This is a genomic window from Nocardia sp. NBC_01329 (genome assembly GCF_035956715.1).
Lineage (GTDB): Bacteria > Actinomycetota > Actinomycetes > Mycobacteriales > Mycobacteriaceae > Nocardia.
The window spans coordinates 4,296,643-4,311,228 of record NZ_CP108381.1 but is presented as its reverse complement, the minus strand read 5'-3'; the positions used below and the strand labels follow the sequence as shown (position 1 = coordinate 4,311,228).

The 14,586-nt window shown below is 67.9% G+C and carries 11 protein-coding genes; 9 read left to right on the top strand and 2 right to left on the bottom strand.

Going from position 1 to position 14,586, the window contains the following annotated elements:
- Positions 1-17: 17 nt before the first annotated feature.
- A complete protein-coding gene (locus OG405_RS19515) occupies positions 18-2,375 on the top strand; it encodes a hypothetical protein (RefSeq protein WP_327147909.1) in 2,358 nt (785 codons plus the stop codon).
- Positions 2,376-2,451: 76 nt separating this feature from the next.
- A complete protein-coding gene (locus OG405_RS19510) occupies positions 2,452-4,281 on the top strand; it encodes a dynamin family protein (protein ID WP_327147908.1) in 1,830 nt (609 codons plus the stop codon).
- A 28-nt stretch (positions 4,282-4,309) separates the two neighbouring features.
- Here OG405_RS19510 and OG405_RS19505 read toward each other — a convergent pair whose 3' ends face one another.
- The gene (locus OG405_RS19505; RefSeq protein ID WP_442790586.1) at positions 4,310-6,307 is read right to left on the bottom strand and encodes a glycoside hydrolase family 15 protein; all 1,998 of its coding nucleotides are present in this window, start codon (positions 6,305-6,307) and stop codon (positions 4,310-4,312) included.
- 42 nt (positions 6,308-6,349) lie between these two features.
- Positions 6,350-7,012, bottom strand: a complete 663-nt coding sequence (locus tag OG405_RS19500) for a class I SAM-dependent methyltransferase (protein ID WP_327147906.1) — start codon at positions 7,010-7,012, stop codon at positions 6,350-6,352.
- Between the two features lie 82 nt (positions 7,013-7,094).
- On the opposite strand from OG405_RS19500, the gene OG405_RS19495 reads away from it, so the two are divergent.
- The 7 genes from OG405_RS19495 (at position 7,095) to OG405_RS19465 (ending at position 14,527) form a co-directional block, all read left to right on the top strand.
- Positions 7,095-7,304 carry a hypothetical protein gene (locus OG405_RS19495; RefSeq protein ID WP_327147905.1) on the top strand — a complete coding sequence of 70 codons (210 nt, stop codon included), beginning with the start codon at positions 7,095-7,097 and terminating at the stop codon, positions 7,302-7,304.
- Between the two features lie 208 nt (positions 7,305-7,512).
- Positions 7,513-8,484, top strand: coding sequence for a sulfate ABC transporter substrate-binding protein (locus OG405_RS19490; RefSeq protein ID WP_327147904.1), 972 nt, complete (start codon positions 7,513-7,515; stop codon positions 8,482-8,484).
- Between the two features lie 168 nt (positions 8,485-8,652).
- On the top strand, positions 8,653-9,408 hold the full coding sequence (gene cysT, locus OG405_RS19485; RefSeq protein WP_327152413.1) for a sulfate ABC transporter permease subunit CysT: 756 nt from the start codon (positions 8,653-8,655) through the stop codon (positions 9,406-9,408).
- Positions 9,405-10,211, top strand: a complete 807-nt coding sequence (gene cysW, locus OG405_RS19480) for a sulfate ABC transporter permease subunit CysW (RefSeq protein WP_327147903.1) — start codon at positions 9,405-9,407, stop codon at positions 10,209-10,211. Before cysT ends, cysW begins: the two co-directional genes overlap by 4 nt.
- 22 nt (positions 10,212-10,233) lie before the next feature.
- Entirely contained in the window at positions 10,234-11,223 is a 990-nt protein-coding gene (locus OG405_RS19475) for a sulfate/molybdate ABC transporter ATP-binding protein (protein ID WP_327147902.1), read from the top strand.
- Positions 11,224-11,906: 683 nt separating this feature from the next.
- Positions 11,907-12,920 carry an AurF N-oxygenase family protein gene (locus tag OG405_RS19470; RefSeq protein WP_327147901.1) on the top strand — a complete coding sequence of 338 codons (1,014 nt, stop codon included), beginning with the start codon at positions 11,907-11,909 and terminating at the stop codon, positions 12,918-12,920.
- Positions 12,921-12,937: 17 nt separating this feature from the next.
- Positions 12,938-14,527, top strand: coding sequence for an FAD-dependent oxidoreductase (locus tag OG405_RS19465; protein ID WP_327147900.1), 1,590 nt, complete (start codon positions 12,938-12,940; stop codon positions 14,525-14,527).
- Positions 14,528-14,586 lie beyond the last annotated feature (59 nt).

The window sequence follows — 14,586 nt, the reverse complement described above, 5'->3', positions numbered from 1 at the left end:
CGAGAGTGGAGATTGGGATGCCGCGTGATCTGCCGTTCGACGGCGAGGAAGAGGTCACCGAACGCGGGGGCGACACCGCCTACCGCATTGCCAGCGCCGCGTCGCGAGTCGCTCGCGGCGGCGCATACGTGACCGGCGGCGCGCTGATCGCGAACAACGGCGGCGGGATCCCGGCGCCGCCCAGCGAACTGGACAGCCGCAATGCCGGCTGGGCGCGCAACGCCGATCCCGATCCCGATGTACCCAGCCCGGTGATCACCTTCCCGGATCCCGTGCAGACCGATTCACCGGGGTCCGGCGGCGACGCGAGCACGACCATGCCGCTCCCGTACGGCCGGACACTCGATATCCAGGTCGGGCACCCCGGCGATTTCGATCTCGACGACTACTACCCGGGTCTCCACATGGAGGACATCCCCGGGCTGACGCTGGAACCGGGCCCGTCCGAGGGAGGTACGCCCGGTGCCGGGTTCATGCCGGGTACCGGAGTGCCCGACGCGGTGGTTCCGGGCGTGCCCGAGCTCGGTGCGCCGGACCCGGGCATCCCGCCGAGTGGGTTCCCGGGTTTCGAAGGTGTCCCCGGGCTGGGGGAGGGCTTGCCCCTTCCCGGCAACGAAGGTCTCGGCGCCCCGGGCGAATTCGGGTTGCCGTCACCGAAAGACGCCTTCCAGACCGATATCTTCGATCTGCCCCGATTCGACCTGAGCCCGGATTCCGCTGTGCAAGCGGTGGCGCGCGACTCCGCCGACGCGGACTGGGGATTCGATCTCATCGAACTCGTGACACGACCGGGCGGGGGATCGGATTCCGGCTGGTTCGACGGAGGCTCCGACGGTGGAATCGACGGTGAGTTCATCCTCGACGGGGTGGGCGGTGACATGGTCTTCGCCGACGGATTCGGCCACGCGCCGGCCGTCGATTCGCAGCGGGATCTCGATACCCCGGCGGGGCCGGACGGTTTCTGGATCGCCAGCGACTGGGATCTCGATATCACCGTCGGCGACGGCAGCCTGCTCGACGACCGGCTCGATCAATACCTGGATTGGGCTCGATCCGCCTCCGCCGCTTCCGATTCGCTGGAATCCGTCGGTCGTGGTCCGCTGGATCCCGGCGCGCGGACGGAGGCCGCGCCCCACGGGACCGAACCCGGTACGGATGCTGCCGGCTCGGATGCGGGAGTGTCGCCCGGTCCGGGTGTCGCGGCGTCGACCGCTGCGGCAGGTCCCGGTGCTGCGCTGGGCGCGGCAGGTCCCGTACCGGTTCCGATGAGCTCGGGCGCGATCGCGCCTGTGCCGATGGTCGCCGCGCCGATCGCGCCCGTGCCGATGGCTCCGACTCCTGTTCCGCCGCCGGTCGTCGTCCCGGTCGCCGTCGCGCCGGCGGTGCAGCCGGTCGCGGCGACCCCGCTGCAGACCACGGTTCAGCCCGATGCGGCGACCACCCCAATGGCGCATGTCTTCCATCCGCCCGCGGGCCAGTCGCCGCTCACCGCGCCGCCTGCTCAGGTGCCGGATCTGTTCCAACGTCCACCGCAGTCGCCCGCCCACGATCCGCAATCGCCGACCGAGTCGCTTCTGCCCGACACGTCCACGCCGGTGGTGCCGACCACCACCGCGCCGACGACAACCGGCGCCACCCACACCACGACAACCCGGCCGGACGGCAGCACGACTCCGTCGGTGGTGGACGCCAGCACGACTCCGTCGGTGGACGCCAGCACCACGGTGGACGGCAGCACCGCGACCTCGGTCGGCGGTAGTACCCCGACGTCTCCCGACGGCTCGACCACCGCCCCGGAGACCACCACCGGTACCGATGGTTCGTCGACCGCGACCATGCCGGAAACCACCACCGGGGGTGAATCCGCGGCCACGACCGGCGAATCGGCCGGTGTCACCACCACGAGCCCGGTCACCGGCGAGACCGGAACCGGTGACATCTCCACCGAACCCGTCGGCGGAACCGGTTCGAACGGTCCGGTGACCGGTGACAGGACTCCCGGCGGAACCCCGTCCGCGGTGGAGGTACCCACACACCAGGCGCCCACCGTGGATCAGCCGTCGGCGGCGGTGCCCACCGTGAGTGTGCCCACCCAGCAGCCGGTCGTACCGGAAGCCCCGGCCCAGGCTCCGGTGGCACCGCAGGTGCAGCCGACCCAGCTTCCGGTGGCACCGCAGGTGAAACCGGTTGCCGATCACGGTGTGCCGGTTCCGTACGATGTGCACGGGGTGGCCGCCACGCTGTACACCGATCATTCGGTGGCCGGTGCGGCGGGCAACGGCCTGACCGGTGATCTCTCGGCCGGGTTGCTGCCGCATACAGTGGCTGTGACCGGGGAACCGATTATCGACCACGGCCATTGGGTATTCATGTGACGATTCACAGCCGGCGGGGGTTCTGTCCGGCTGTACGGGGGTCGATTCGACCGAGCGTGGTCGATGGCGTGATGTTGTGACCGAGAGTGAGGAGCAGGGCTTGTCTGCCGTAGCCGGATCGCGAGCCGCGACGGTGAAGAATCCGGATGTGATGGCCCCCCTCATCCAGATCATCGATGAGTTGCGGGATGTATCGCGCACCGCGAGCCGAAACGATCTGCGTGGCCGCCTCGGAATGGTGCGTGCCCGGGTAGCCGATACCCGGGTGCGGCTGGTGGTGGTCGGACCGCCCAAGAGCGGAATGAGCACTCTGGTCAACACCATGGCGGGGGCACCGATCAGTGCCACCGACAGCGCGATCAGTGTCCCGGCCATCGTGGAGTACGGCCCGGACGCTACGGCGACCCTGATCCGCCGCGAGGGCGGCGGGCGGATCCGGCGGCAGCCGGTCGATCCGCTCGACCCTGCTCCGGCGCTCACGGCCAAGGGCGTGATCCGTGCCGATTTCACCCAGCCCAGCCCGTTGTTGGCCGAGGGTATCGTGCTGATGGATGCCCCCGGTGCGACCGTGCAGGAACGCAGCACGTGGTCGATGATCGCCGCCGCCGACGCGGTCCTCTACGTGAGTGACGCCGATACCGAGTACAGCCGGGACCAGATCGCGCATCTGCACCGCATCGGGCAGGTCTGCCCCACGGTGATCTGCGTGCTCAACAAGATAGATCGCAATGGGCACTGGACCCATGTGCAGGAACGCAATCGGGAACTGCTGGACGCCGCCGGTCTGGGTTTCGCGGTGGCGCCGGTTTCGGCCGCCATCCACCAGGAAGCGCAGCAGTCGGGCGACCAGCAGCGGGCGATCGAGTCCGGTCTCCCGCAGTTGGTGGAGCATCTGCGCGAATACGTGGTGGCGCATGCCGATGCGACAGCTGTGAAGTCCGCGGTCCGCGATATCCAGCTGGTCGGCGACCACCTCGGTGTCACGCTGCGCACCGAGGCAGACGCGCTGCGTGATCCGCGCCGCCGGGCCCATGTCACCCAACAGCTGGCCACCGCCCGGGATCAGGCAGATCAGTTGCGGCAGCGCACCGCCACCTGGCAGATCACTCTCGCCGACGGCAGCACCGAGTTGATGGCCGATATCGAACACGATCTCCGGCACCGCCTGCGAACCCTGGTGCGCGGCGCGGAGTCGGAGATCATGCGCACCGATCCGCAGCGGCGCTGGCCGGAGTTCGGTGCGGAATGGGAGACGCGCAGCGCCGAAGCCATCGCTGAGAACTTCGAGCTCGCGAACTACCGTGCCGAAGAATTGGCAGACCAGGTCGCGGCACGGTTCCCGGCCGATCACCGCACTCCGGACCTACCGGATATCCGTCCGCCGTATCCAGCCGAGCTGCTCGAGGACGTGGCGCCGCTGGAGTCGTTGCAGACCACACGAGCGGGTGCGCTGGACCAGTTCCTGTCCGCGTTGCGCGGTTCCTACGGCGGCATCCTCATGGTCGGTATGGCCACCAGCCTGCTCGATATGCCCCTGGTGAACTGGTACTCGATCGGCGCGGGCCTGCTACTGGGCGTCCACGTCCTGTGGGAGGACCGCCGGGGCCGCAAGCTGCGGCGCCAGGCCGAAGCCAAGGCGGCGCTGGCTCGGTGGATGGAAGATGTGATCTTCCAGGTCGGCAAGGAGTCCCGAACCCGTCTGCGCGAGGTGCAGCGGGTGCTCCGGGATCATTTCACCGATATCGCCACCGACGCGCTGCGGGCCGCGGACGAAGCCCTCCGGGTCGCCGAGGAAGCCGGTGCCCAGTACGGCGACCGAGGCGCGGAGCGGCTCGCCAGGTTGGACAGCGATATGGGCAAGCTACGCGATCTCCGCCAGCAGGCCGGCAGCATCGTAGCCGCGTGATTCCCGGGCCGCCCCCGATAGGTACCGCCTAGCGGCGGGGTCGGCTGCGCCAGGGTGTTCCGGCGGCTCGGCCGTGCGCCGGGCGGAACGTTCCGGCAGGTTGGGAGCCCTCGGCCCGGATCAGATGCGTGACGGCGTTGATCAGTGCGAGGTGGGTGAAAGCCTGCGGGAAATTGCCCAGGTGCCGGCCGGTGTAGGGGTCGATCTCCTCGGCGTACAGCTTGAGCGGGCTGGCATGGGTGAGCAGCCGCTCGCACAGTCTGCGGGCCCGGCTGATCTCGCCGATCTCCACGAGTGCCGACACCAGCCAGAACGAGCAGATGGTGAAGGTGCCCTCGGTGCCGGATTGTCCGTCGTCGGTGGTTTCGGTCCGGTAGCGCAACACCAGGCCGTTCACCGACAGTTCGTCGGCGATGCCGAGTACCGTCGCGCGCACCCGCGGATCGTCGGGCGGCAGGAATCGGGTCAGGACCACCAGTAGCAGGGACGCGTCGAGGGTCGAGCCGCCGTACACCTGGGTGAACCGCCCGCGTTCGTCCACACCGTGCTTCAGCACATCGGCTCGGATCTCGTCGGCGATACGGTGCCATTCCTTGGAGATATGGGTCTGACCGTGTAGTTCGGCGATCTTCGCGCCGCGATCCAGTGCCACCCAGCACATCACCTTCGACGAGGTGAAGTGTTGTGGTTCGCCGCGCACCTCCCAGAGGCTGCGGTCCGGTCGGCGCCAGTTGTCGATGGCGGCGTCGACCTGGCGTTTCAGCATCGGCCACAGGGTTTCCGGTACGTGCTGACGCGATTTCACATGCAGGTAGACCGCGTCGAGCATGGTGCCCCAGATATCGTGCTGCTCCTGGTTGTAGGCGCCGTTGCCGATCCGGACCGGCTTCGCGTTGCCGTAGCCGGTCAGGTGATCGAGCGTGCTCTCCTCGATATCGCGTTCACCGCCGATGCCGTACAGAACCTGGAGAGGTACCGGCTCGCCGTCGGCGCCCGTGGTGGCGTCGTGCAGGAAGGCGAAGAAATCGTCGGCCTCCCGGTCGAGGCCCAGAGTGTAGAGGCCCCACAGTGCGAAACTGGCGTCGCGAACCCAGGAGTAGCGGTAGTCCCAGTTGCGTTTTCCGCCGGGCGCCTCCGGCAGCGAGGTGGTGGCGGCCGCCATCAACGCGCCGGTGGGAGCGTAGGTGAGGCCCTTCAGGGTGAGCGCGCTTCGTTGCAGGTAGCGCCGCCATGGATGGTCCGGGAAATCGCCGAGCGTGATCCACTGCCGCCAGCATTCGACAGTGGTCCACATCTTGTCGGCGGCCTCTTCGAAGTTCTGTGGCGCGGGCAGTTCCGACCAGGTGAGGGCGACATAGGCGCAATCGCCTTCGTTCATCCGGGTACGTGCCCGGGCCTCTCGTCCCTCCAGGCCCAGTCGAAGGTCGGTGGTGAGGGTCAGGGTAGGCCCGGCTGTCGGGTCGGCGGCGCAGAACGCAGAGGCCTCCTCGTACACCTTTCCGGTGTACTCCCAGGTGGCCATGGCCCGGTGGTAGTCGAACGACGGTTCACAGCTCAGCTCGAGTTCGACCGTGCCGCTCACGCATTTGACCGTGCGCAACAGCATATGGGCGGCGTCCCAGTCGGTCGGGGTGCGCCGGTGGGTGCGGCTGCGCTGGTCGGTGCTGTGCCAGGGACCCAGTACGAGCGCGTCCCGGACGATCAGCCAGCCGGTTTCGGTCTGCCAGGTCGTTTCCAGGATCATGCCCCCGGGCAGGTAGCGGCGGGCGGCGGGCACGTTGCGCCCGTAGGGGCCCAGCCGGAAATGTCCGGCGCTGCGATCCAGAATTGCGCCGAACACACTCGGTGAGTCCGGGCGCGGTACGCACATCCATTCCACCGATCCGTTGCTCGCGATCAGGCAGGTGGTCTCGCAATCGGACAGGAAGGCGTAGTCGTCGATCACCGGGAAGTTGTTCCCCGGCGGCGGGCCCGCCGGGTGGCTGCCCGCTGTGCCGGCGGGGGGCGCGTGCTCGGGACTCGGCATACCCCATGATGGGTCGCCGGGCCCCGAGTCGTCCACCACCGTTCAGTCGGTGCGCCGGATCCGGGCCAGCCAGGCGGCGAGTTCGATCTTCCCGCCGGCGTCGGGTGTGAGACCGGCGGCCTGCTCGGCGACCACCGCGGTGATCCGCCCGTAGTAGTGGTCGGGCCGCAGCTCCTCGACCTCCCAGCCGGGCGCGGTGAAGGAGTCGCGGATCATGTCGGCGCCGATCCGCGGGCCGAATCCGGCCTCGGCGTCGGAGAGCGCCAGGATGTGCACATGGCCGCCCGGCGCGCACAGGCGGTGCAAAGTGCGCACGTAGTCGGCGCGGGCCGCGGGGTCCTCCACGAATACGTGGAACAGCGCGCTGTCGACGATTGTGTCGAAAGTGCCCAGCGGGTTGTCCTCGGCTCGGACGAGGGCGACCATATCGGCCACCTCGAACCGTGCGTTCGGCACCTTCTTGGTAGCGGCGTTGCGGCGGGCGTAGGCGACCGCGCTCGGCGCCAGATCGACCCCGACCACGTCGTAGCCGAGTGCGGTGAGCGCGATGGTGTGCTCCCCGGCACCCGTGCCGGGATCCAGAACGCGGCCGCGGATCCAGCCGGTGCGCTCCAGTTCGGCGATCGCGGGCTGGGGTTCGCCGATGATCCACGGCGCGGTGTCGTTGTCGTAGACGGAGTTCCAAACCTCTGCTGCCTGTGTCATGGGTTCAGCCTGCAACCTTCAGCCCACTCGAGGTCAAGACACGGGTCGGGTGGTCGCCGGCCGGTGTTCTACGCTGGTCGCCGTGGAGCGTATTGCCGACTGGTGGGACGGGTTCGAGATGTGGGTGGCCGGCCTGCCGTTCATCCCGCAGTTCCTCGTGGTGCTGGTGGGCATGGTGCCGATCAGTTTCGCTATCGCCTATCTGATCGATCGAGGGCTACACGCGGCGGGCGCCGCGCTGGGTCGCAACGAGACCGACAGTGATCGCGATACCGGAAACGGGGTGTGCTGATGCCGCGCTCGCGGGTGCAGATCGCGCTGCTGGCCCTGCTGGTCCTGATCGTCGTCGCCTGGCTGTTCACCCGGTGAACGCTGCGGTCGCGCCCACCGGTGGTGGGTCCCCGCGCGGGCGGCGCGGGTGCGGTGCGCGACGGTCCACAACGCGGAGTACGAGCCGGTCGGCCGGTCGCCGCCTGCTCGCGCTGCTGATCGCAGTGCCGATGCTGCTGGCCGGGTGCGCCGGTGGTTCCAGTGACGAGGTCGGGGGCGGTGGCGCCGACGGTAGCGGCGGCACGGTGGATCTGTACGCGTACGCGATCCCCAAGGCCGGTTACGACGAGGTGATCCCGGAGTTCAACAAGACCGAGGTGGGCGAGGGCGTCGAGGTACGCCAGTCCTACGGTGCGTCCGGGGATCAGTCCCGCAAGATCGCACGGGGGGCGCCCGCCGACGTCGTGAGCTTCTCCCTCGAACCGGATATCACCCGGCTGGTCGACGCCGGTCTGGTGGATCCGGACTGGAACACCGACGCCACCCGCGGGATCCCGTTCGGGTCGGTGGTGACACTGGTGGTACGGACGGGGAACCCGAAGAACATCCGGGCCTGGGACGATCTGCTGCGCCCCGATATCGAGGTGATCACCCCGAACCCGTTCAGTTCCGGTTCCGCGAAATGGAACCTGCTCGCCCCGTACGCGGCGGCGAGCGAGGGCGGACGCAACCCGCAGGCCGGGTTGGACTACCTCAACCGGATGCTGGCCAATGTGCGTGTGCAGCCCAAGTCCGGCCGCGAAGCTACCGAGGCGTTCCTGCAGGGCACCGGCGATGTGCTGATCAGTTACGAGAACGAGGCGATCTTCGCCGAACGGCACGGGGACCCGGTCGAGCACATCGTGCCCGACACCACCTTCGAGATCGAGAATCCGGTCGCGGTGCTCGAACACGCGCAGCACCGGGAGAAGGCTGTCGCCTTCCGCGATTTCCTCTACACGACCGAGGCGCAGCGGGCCTGGGCCGACGCCGGGTTCCGTCCGGTCGATCCGGGGGTGGCCGCCGAGTACACCGAGACCTTCCCGCAGCCCCCCACCCTGTACACCATCGCCGACCTGGGTGGCTGGGAGACGGTCGAGACAGATCTGTTCGCGCCCGACACCGGCACCATCGCCGTCGCCTACGAGAACGCGACCGAGTAGCCGGGTGACCCGGCCCACACGCGATACTCGATACTCGTGACCGAACGCAACACCGCCACCGCACCCGCGCCCCCCGGCGCAGCTGGCCCGGACAGTTCCACTCCCCGGCCACTCCGGTCCTGGCTGCGGTTCACCGGTTCGGTCGGCCCGCTCGGTATCGCCACCGCGATGCTGTGGCTCAGCGTGATCGTGCTGCTGCCGCTGGCCGCACTGACCTTCAGCGCGTTCGACGACGGCTGGTCCGGTTTCTGGAACGCGGTGACCGATCCGCTGGCTCTGGCGTCGCTGCGGGTGACCGTACTCGTCTCGCTGGCGGTGGCGTTGGTCAATGTCGTGATGGGCACGATGATCGCCTGGGTCCTGGTGCGTGACGACTTCCCGGGCAAGGGGCTGGTGAACGCGCTGATCGATCTACCGTTCGCGTTGCCCACGATCGTCGCCAGTATCGTGCTGCTGGCCCTGTACGGGCCGCAGAGTCCGATCGATGTCCATCTCAACGCCACCCGACCGGGCCTGGTCGTGGCGCTGGCGTTCGTAACCCTGCCGTTCGTGGTGCGGTCGGTGCAGCCGGTGCTCATCGAAGCCGACCGGGAGGTGGAGCAGGCCGCCCTATCGCTCGGCGCCGACAACTGGACGACCTTCCGCCGGGTCGTGTTGCCGACGCTGGCGCCCGCCATCATCAGCGGTGGCGGTCTGGCGTTCGCGCGCGCGATCGGAGAGTTCGGCTCGGTCGTGCTGATCGGCGGCAATATTCCGCGTGAGACCCAGGTGGCCTCGCAGTACATCCAGCAGCAGATCGAGATCGACCGGCCGGTGAACGCGGCCGCGGTCTCGGTGGCGCTGCTGGGCATCGCGTTCGTCGCGCTGCTGGTGCTGCGGGTGTTCGCCGAGCGGACGGCGCGCAAGGAACGTGAGGCTCGATGAAACTGTCCGCTCCCGGCCGGATCACGCTGCGCGTGCTCGCTCTCGGCTATCTGTTCGTGTTGCTCGTGCTGCCGCTCGGCATCATCCTGTATCGGGCGTTCGGTCAGGGGATCGGGGCGTTCATCGATCAGATCAGTACGCCCGCCGCGATCTCGGCCTTCAATCTCTCCATGATCATCCTTGTGATCGTGGTGCCGGTGAACGTGATCCTCGGGGTGGTGACAGCGCTGGCGCTGGTACGTGGCGAATTCCCGGGCCGCCGCTTGCTGCAGAGCGTCGTGGATCTGCCGTTCGCGGTATCCCCGGTTGTGGTCGGCGTCGCGCTGATCATGCTGTGGGGTGTGGACGGCTGGTTCGGTGCGGTCACCGACGGGTGGTTCCGGGTGATCTTCGCCCTGCCGGGCATGGTGCTGGCGACCATCTTCGTCACCATGCCGTTCGTGGTACGCGAGGTGGAGCCGGTGCTGCACGAGATCGGCGACGAGCAGGAGCAGGCGGCGGCGACGCTGGGCGCATCGGGCTGGCAGACCTTCTGGCGGATCACCGTCCCCGCGATCCGCTGGGGACTCACCTACGGCGTGGTGCTCACCGTGGCCCGCGCGCTGGGCGAGTTCGGTGCGGTGATCATGGTGTCGTCCGGGTTCCCCGGGGTCTCGCAGACGCTGACCCTGCTGGTGCACGAACGCTACATCAACGACCACAATGATTTCGGCGCGTACTGCGCCGCCACTCTGCTGATGGGCCTCGCGCTCATCACTCTGCTGTTGATGACGCTCCTGGAACGCAAGCGGGAGGCATCGTGAACGTATATGCCGGAGGCCGCCCGTGATCACCGTGACCAGTGCACGCAAGAACTACGGTTCCTTCGCCGCGCTCGACGATGTCAGTCTGGATATCCCCTCCGGGGAGCTGACCGCGCTGCTCGGCCCATCGGGTTCCGGAAAGTCGACGCTGTTGCGGTCGATCGCGGGACTGGAAAATCTCGACTCGGGTGTGGTGACCATCGGCGGCCGGGACGTGACCCGGGTACCTCCGCAGAAACGCGATATCGGGTTCGTCTTCCAGCACTACGCGGCGTTCAAGCACATGACCGTCCGCGACAATGTGGCCTTCGGCCTGACCATCCGCAAGCGGCCGAAGAACGAGATCGCGAAACGGGTGGACGAACTACTCGGCATCGTCGGTCTCGACGGTTTCCAGCACCGGTATCCGGCGCAATTGTCCGGTGGGCAGCGGCAGCGGATGGCGTTGGCCCGAGCACTGGCGGTGGATCCGCAGGTCCTGCTGCTGGACGAACCGTTCGGCGCGCTGGACGCGAAGGTCCGGGCGGATCTGCGCACCTGGTTGCGCCGACTGCACGAGGAAGTGCACGTAACCACCGTGCTGGTCACCCACGATCAGGAAGAAGCCCTGGACGTGGCCGACCGGATCGCGGTGATGAACGCCGGCCGGATCGAGCAGGTCGGCAGCCCCGAGGACGTCTACGACCGGCCCGCCAGCGAGTTCGTCATGTCCTTCCTGGGCGCGGTCGCGCGCCTGAACGGGCATCTGGTGCGGCCGCACGATATCCGGGTCGGCCGGGATTCGAACATGGCGCTGGCCGCCTACGAGGGCACCGCGGAGTCGGCGGGGGTCACCCGGGCAACGGTCGAACGAGTGGTGCGGCTCGGGTTCGAGGTCCGGGTCGAGATGCGCAATGCCGCCACCGGTGATCTGTTCGTCGCTCAGGTCACCCGCGGCGACGCCGAGGCGCTACGCCTCGCGGAGGGGGAGACGGTCTTCGCCCGCGCAACCCGCATCCCATATCTGCCGTAGCTGTGTTTATTCGCCCCGCCTTCGGCGGGGCGGGTCGGGGCCCTATTAACCCCGGTTCTTCACTCCGGCGCTCAGTCGCTGCGCTCCATCGCTCTGTCGCTCCAGAACCGGGGCGGGCCCCGACTGTGTTTGATTGCCCCGCCTTCGGCGGGGCGGTCGGGGCCCTCGTGACCCCGGTTCTTCACTCCTACGCTCAGTCGCTGCGCTCCATCGCTTCGTCGCTCCAGAACCGGGGCGGGCCCCGACACTGATGGTGACCATCCGGGGTGGGCAGAGGTGTGAGACGTCCGGATCGGGACGTCTGGAGTGGGCAGTGGATCAGACATCCGAATCGGGACGTTCCTGCTGACGCAACCCGTCCGAGTCGAGTTCTACGAGACACCCCAAAGGGTTGAGGCCGTCTCGCCGTTCAGGCCTCGAAGCGCATGCGCGAAGCGCGAGTCTCGAGGCCTGAACGGCGAGACTTCAGGGCCTCAACCCCCGCGCGCGCCAGCGCGCCGAAAACACAGCCCTCAACCCCCGCGCCGCCGCAGGCGGCGCCAAAAACACAGCTCGAGCTGGAGTGATGCTCGCCACGCCGGTGGTGTGATCCTGCCGCCGGGGGTGGTCGTGTTGACGTACCCCGGCGTAGCTGTAACTATGGGAAACAGTTAAGCCCGATTTATCGACGAGAGGCAGTGACGATGACGTCTTCAGCCACCACGGTCTCCGACGACCAACTGGTCGCGCAGGCTCAGGAATACGCGGAGAAGCTGTTGCTGCTGTCGGAGGGCTCCCTCAACCGGAATTTCGATCCGTTCACCGATATCGACTGGGATCATCCCGACTTCGCCGCCGATACCCGGCCGGAGCGGTGGATTCTGCCGAAATCCGGGGATACGGTCGGTCGTCACGCCTGGTACCGGGCGCTGTCGCACGAGCAGAAGATCGCGCTCGGCAAGTACCGCCAGGCCAATGTCGCCAAGGTGGGTCTGCAGTTCGAGGCCATCCTGATCAGCGGCATGATGCAGCACATCTTCGGCTTGCCCAACGGCGACCCGGAGTTCCGGTACTGCTCCCACGAGATGATCGAGGAGCACAACCACACCCTGATGTTCCAGGAGATGGTCAACCGGATCGGCGTCGACGTTCCGGGTATGGGCCCGCTGGTACGCCAGATCCGGCATATCGCCGTACCGGTCGCGGTCGCCTTCCCGAACCTGTTCTTCATGGCGGTGCTCGGCGGCGAGGAGCCGATCGACCACATCCAGAAGGAAGTGCTGCGCTCCGGCGAGGAAGTACACCCGATCATGCGCGGCGTGATGGCGATCCATGTGGCCGAGGAAGCCCGCCACATCTCCTTCGCCCACGAATTCCTGAAGAAGCACGTACCGGAATCCTCGGCCCGCAACAAGTTCGTCCTGTCGCTGGCCATGCCGATCGTCATGTGGATCCTGGGCCGCGCCATCGTGACCCCGCCCAAGGCGTTCTTCGACGAGTTCGATATCCCGGACAGCGTGCGCAAGGACCTGTTCTTCGGCTCGGACGACGCCAAGCGGACCTTCAGCGACTACTTCGGCGATGTCCGTGCCCTGGCCGCGGAGATCGGCCTCATGAACCCGATCGCCAAGCGGGTGTGGAAGGCGCTGGGCATCGACGGGCACTCCACCCGGTACCGTTCCGAGCCGCTGCGCGCCGTCGCCGGCAAAGCGGCCTGAGCGGCGGTAGTACCTCCATGCCCTACGTCGTCACCCAGTCGTGTTGCAGTGACGCCTCCTGCGTGTACGCCTGTCCGGTCAACTGCATCCACCCCACCCCGGATGAACCCGATTTCCGGACCGCGGACATGCTCTACGTCGATCCGGCCGCGTGCGTGGACTGCGGAGCCTGTGCCTCGGCCTGCCCGGTGGACGCCATCACCTCCTCGAAGAAACTGACCGCGGAGCAGCAGCCGTTCATCGAGATCAATGCCGACTTCTACCGGCAGTCCCGGCCGCGACCGCTGCTGGCGCCACCGGTCCCTGCGCCGTCGATCGACACCACCGACCGTGGCCCGCTACGGGTCGCGGTGGTCGGTTCGGGCCCTTCGGCGATGTACGCGGCGGACGAACTGCTCACCCAGCCCGATGTGCGGGTCACGGTGTTCGACCGGCTGCCGGCTCCCTACGGCCTGGCCCGCTACGGCGTCGCGCCCGATCACACGAAGACCCGTCAGGTCGCCGATCTGTTCGATGTGATGTCGCGACAGCCCGGATTCGGTTCCTACTTCGATATCGAAGTGGGCAAGCATATTTCGCACGAGGAACTGCTCGCCTACCACCACGCGGTGATCTACGCGGTCGGGGCGTCCACCGACCGCAAAATGGGTATCCCGGGTGAGGGCCTGGCCGGAAATGTCTCGGCCACCGATTTCGTCGCCTGGTACAACGGCCACCCCGATCATCAGCACCACGAGTTCGATCTGTCGCAGCACCGTGTCGTGATCGTCGGCAACGGCAATGTCGCACTCGACGTGGCCCGTATCCTGACGACCGATCCGGAAGAGCTGGCGGGCACCGATATCGCGCCGGTCGCGCTGGAGGCACTGCGCCGCAGTGCCGTCCGCGAGGTCGTGGTGCTGGGCCGGCGCGGCCCCGCCGAATCGGCGTTCACGGTCCCCGAATTCGTCGGGTTGCTGGGTTCGGATGTGGATATCGTCGTCGACGGCGAACTCCCGCCGGCCGTGGCGGGCCTGCCCTATCAGGTCGAACAGAAACTGAAACTGCTGCGCGGGGTGGCCGACCGTCCGGCCGGGCAGCGACGGCGGATCGTCTTCCGTTACCGGAGCGCGCCCAGCCGGATCCTCGGACCCGACACCGTCACCGGAATCGAGGTCGACCGTACCGAACCGGTGACCGGGGCCGACGGCCGCGTCGGCGCCGTGCCCACCGGCGATTTCGATCTGCTGGAGACCGGCCTCGTGCTCACCTCGGTCGGTTACCGGGGTGTGCCGACGCCCGGCCTGCCCTTCGACGAACAGCGCGGGGTCGTTCCGAACCAGGCCGGCCGGGTCCTCGACGGGCCGGAAGGCGCGGTGTTCCCGAGCACGTATGTCACGGGCTGGATCAAGCGCGGGCCCACCGGTTTCATCGGAACCAACAAATCCTGCGCCCAAGAGACCGTGCAGCAGCTGGCCGACGATTTCAACGCCGGTCGTCTGCCCGGGCCGGCGGGGAGCGCGGAGGCGTTCGATCGCCTGTTGCGCGGGCGTCGGCCACAGGTGCGGGCTGCCGGGGCGGTACTGCGGCCCGCGAAATCCGGGCGGGGCTTCTTCAGCCGGGCCTGAGCGCACGTTTGTGATGTGTGTCGGGCGGACGCGCCGGTGGATTCGGATCGCTCGCCGGT

What these genes read in the sequence shown, in the direction of transcription:
- OG405_RS19515 (WP_327147909.1), top strand. Translation starts at nt 18, where the DNA reads ATGCCGCGTGATCTGCCGTTCGACGGCGAGGAAGAGGTCACCGAACGC.
- OG405_RS19505 (WP_442790586.1), bottom strand. Translation starts at nt 6,307, where the DNA reads ATGCCGAGTCCCGAGCACGCGCCCCCCGCCGGCACAGCGGGCAGCCAC.
- OG405_RS19500 (WP_327147906.1), bottom strand. Translation starts at nt 7,012, where the DNA reads ATGACACAGGCAGCAGAGGTTTGGAACTCCGTCTACGACAACGACACC.
- OG405_RS19490 (WP_327147904.1), top strand. Translation starts at nt 7,513, where the DNA reads ATGCTGCTGGCCGGGTGCGCCGGTGGTTCCAGTGACGAGGTCGGGGGC.
- cysT (WP_327152413.1), top strand. Translation starts at nt 8,653, where the DNA reads ATGCTGTGGCTCAGCGTGATCGTGCTGCTGCCGCTGGCCGCACTGACC.
- cysW (WP_327147903.1), top strand. Translation starts at nt 9,405, where the DNA reads ATGAAACTGTCCGCTCCCGGCCGGATCACGCTGCGCGTGCTCGCTCTC.
- OG405_RS19470 (WP_327147901.1), top strand. Translation starts at nt 11,907, where the DNA reads ATGACGTCTTCAGCCACCACGGTCTCCGACGACCAACTGGTCGCGCAG.
- OG405_RS19465 (WP_327147900.1), top strand. Translation starts at nt 12,938, where the DNA reads ATGCCCTACGTCGTCACCCAGTCGTGTTGCAGTGACGCCTCCTGCGTG.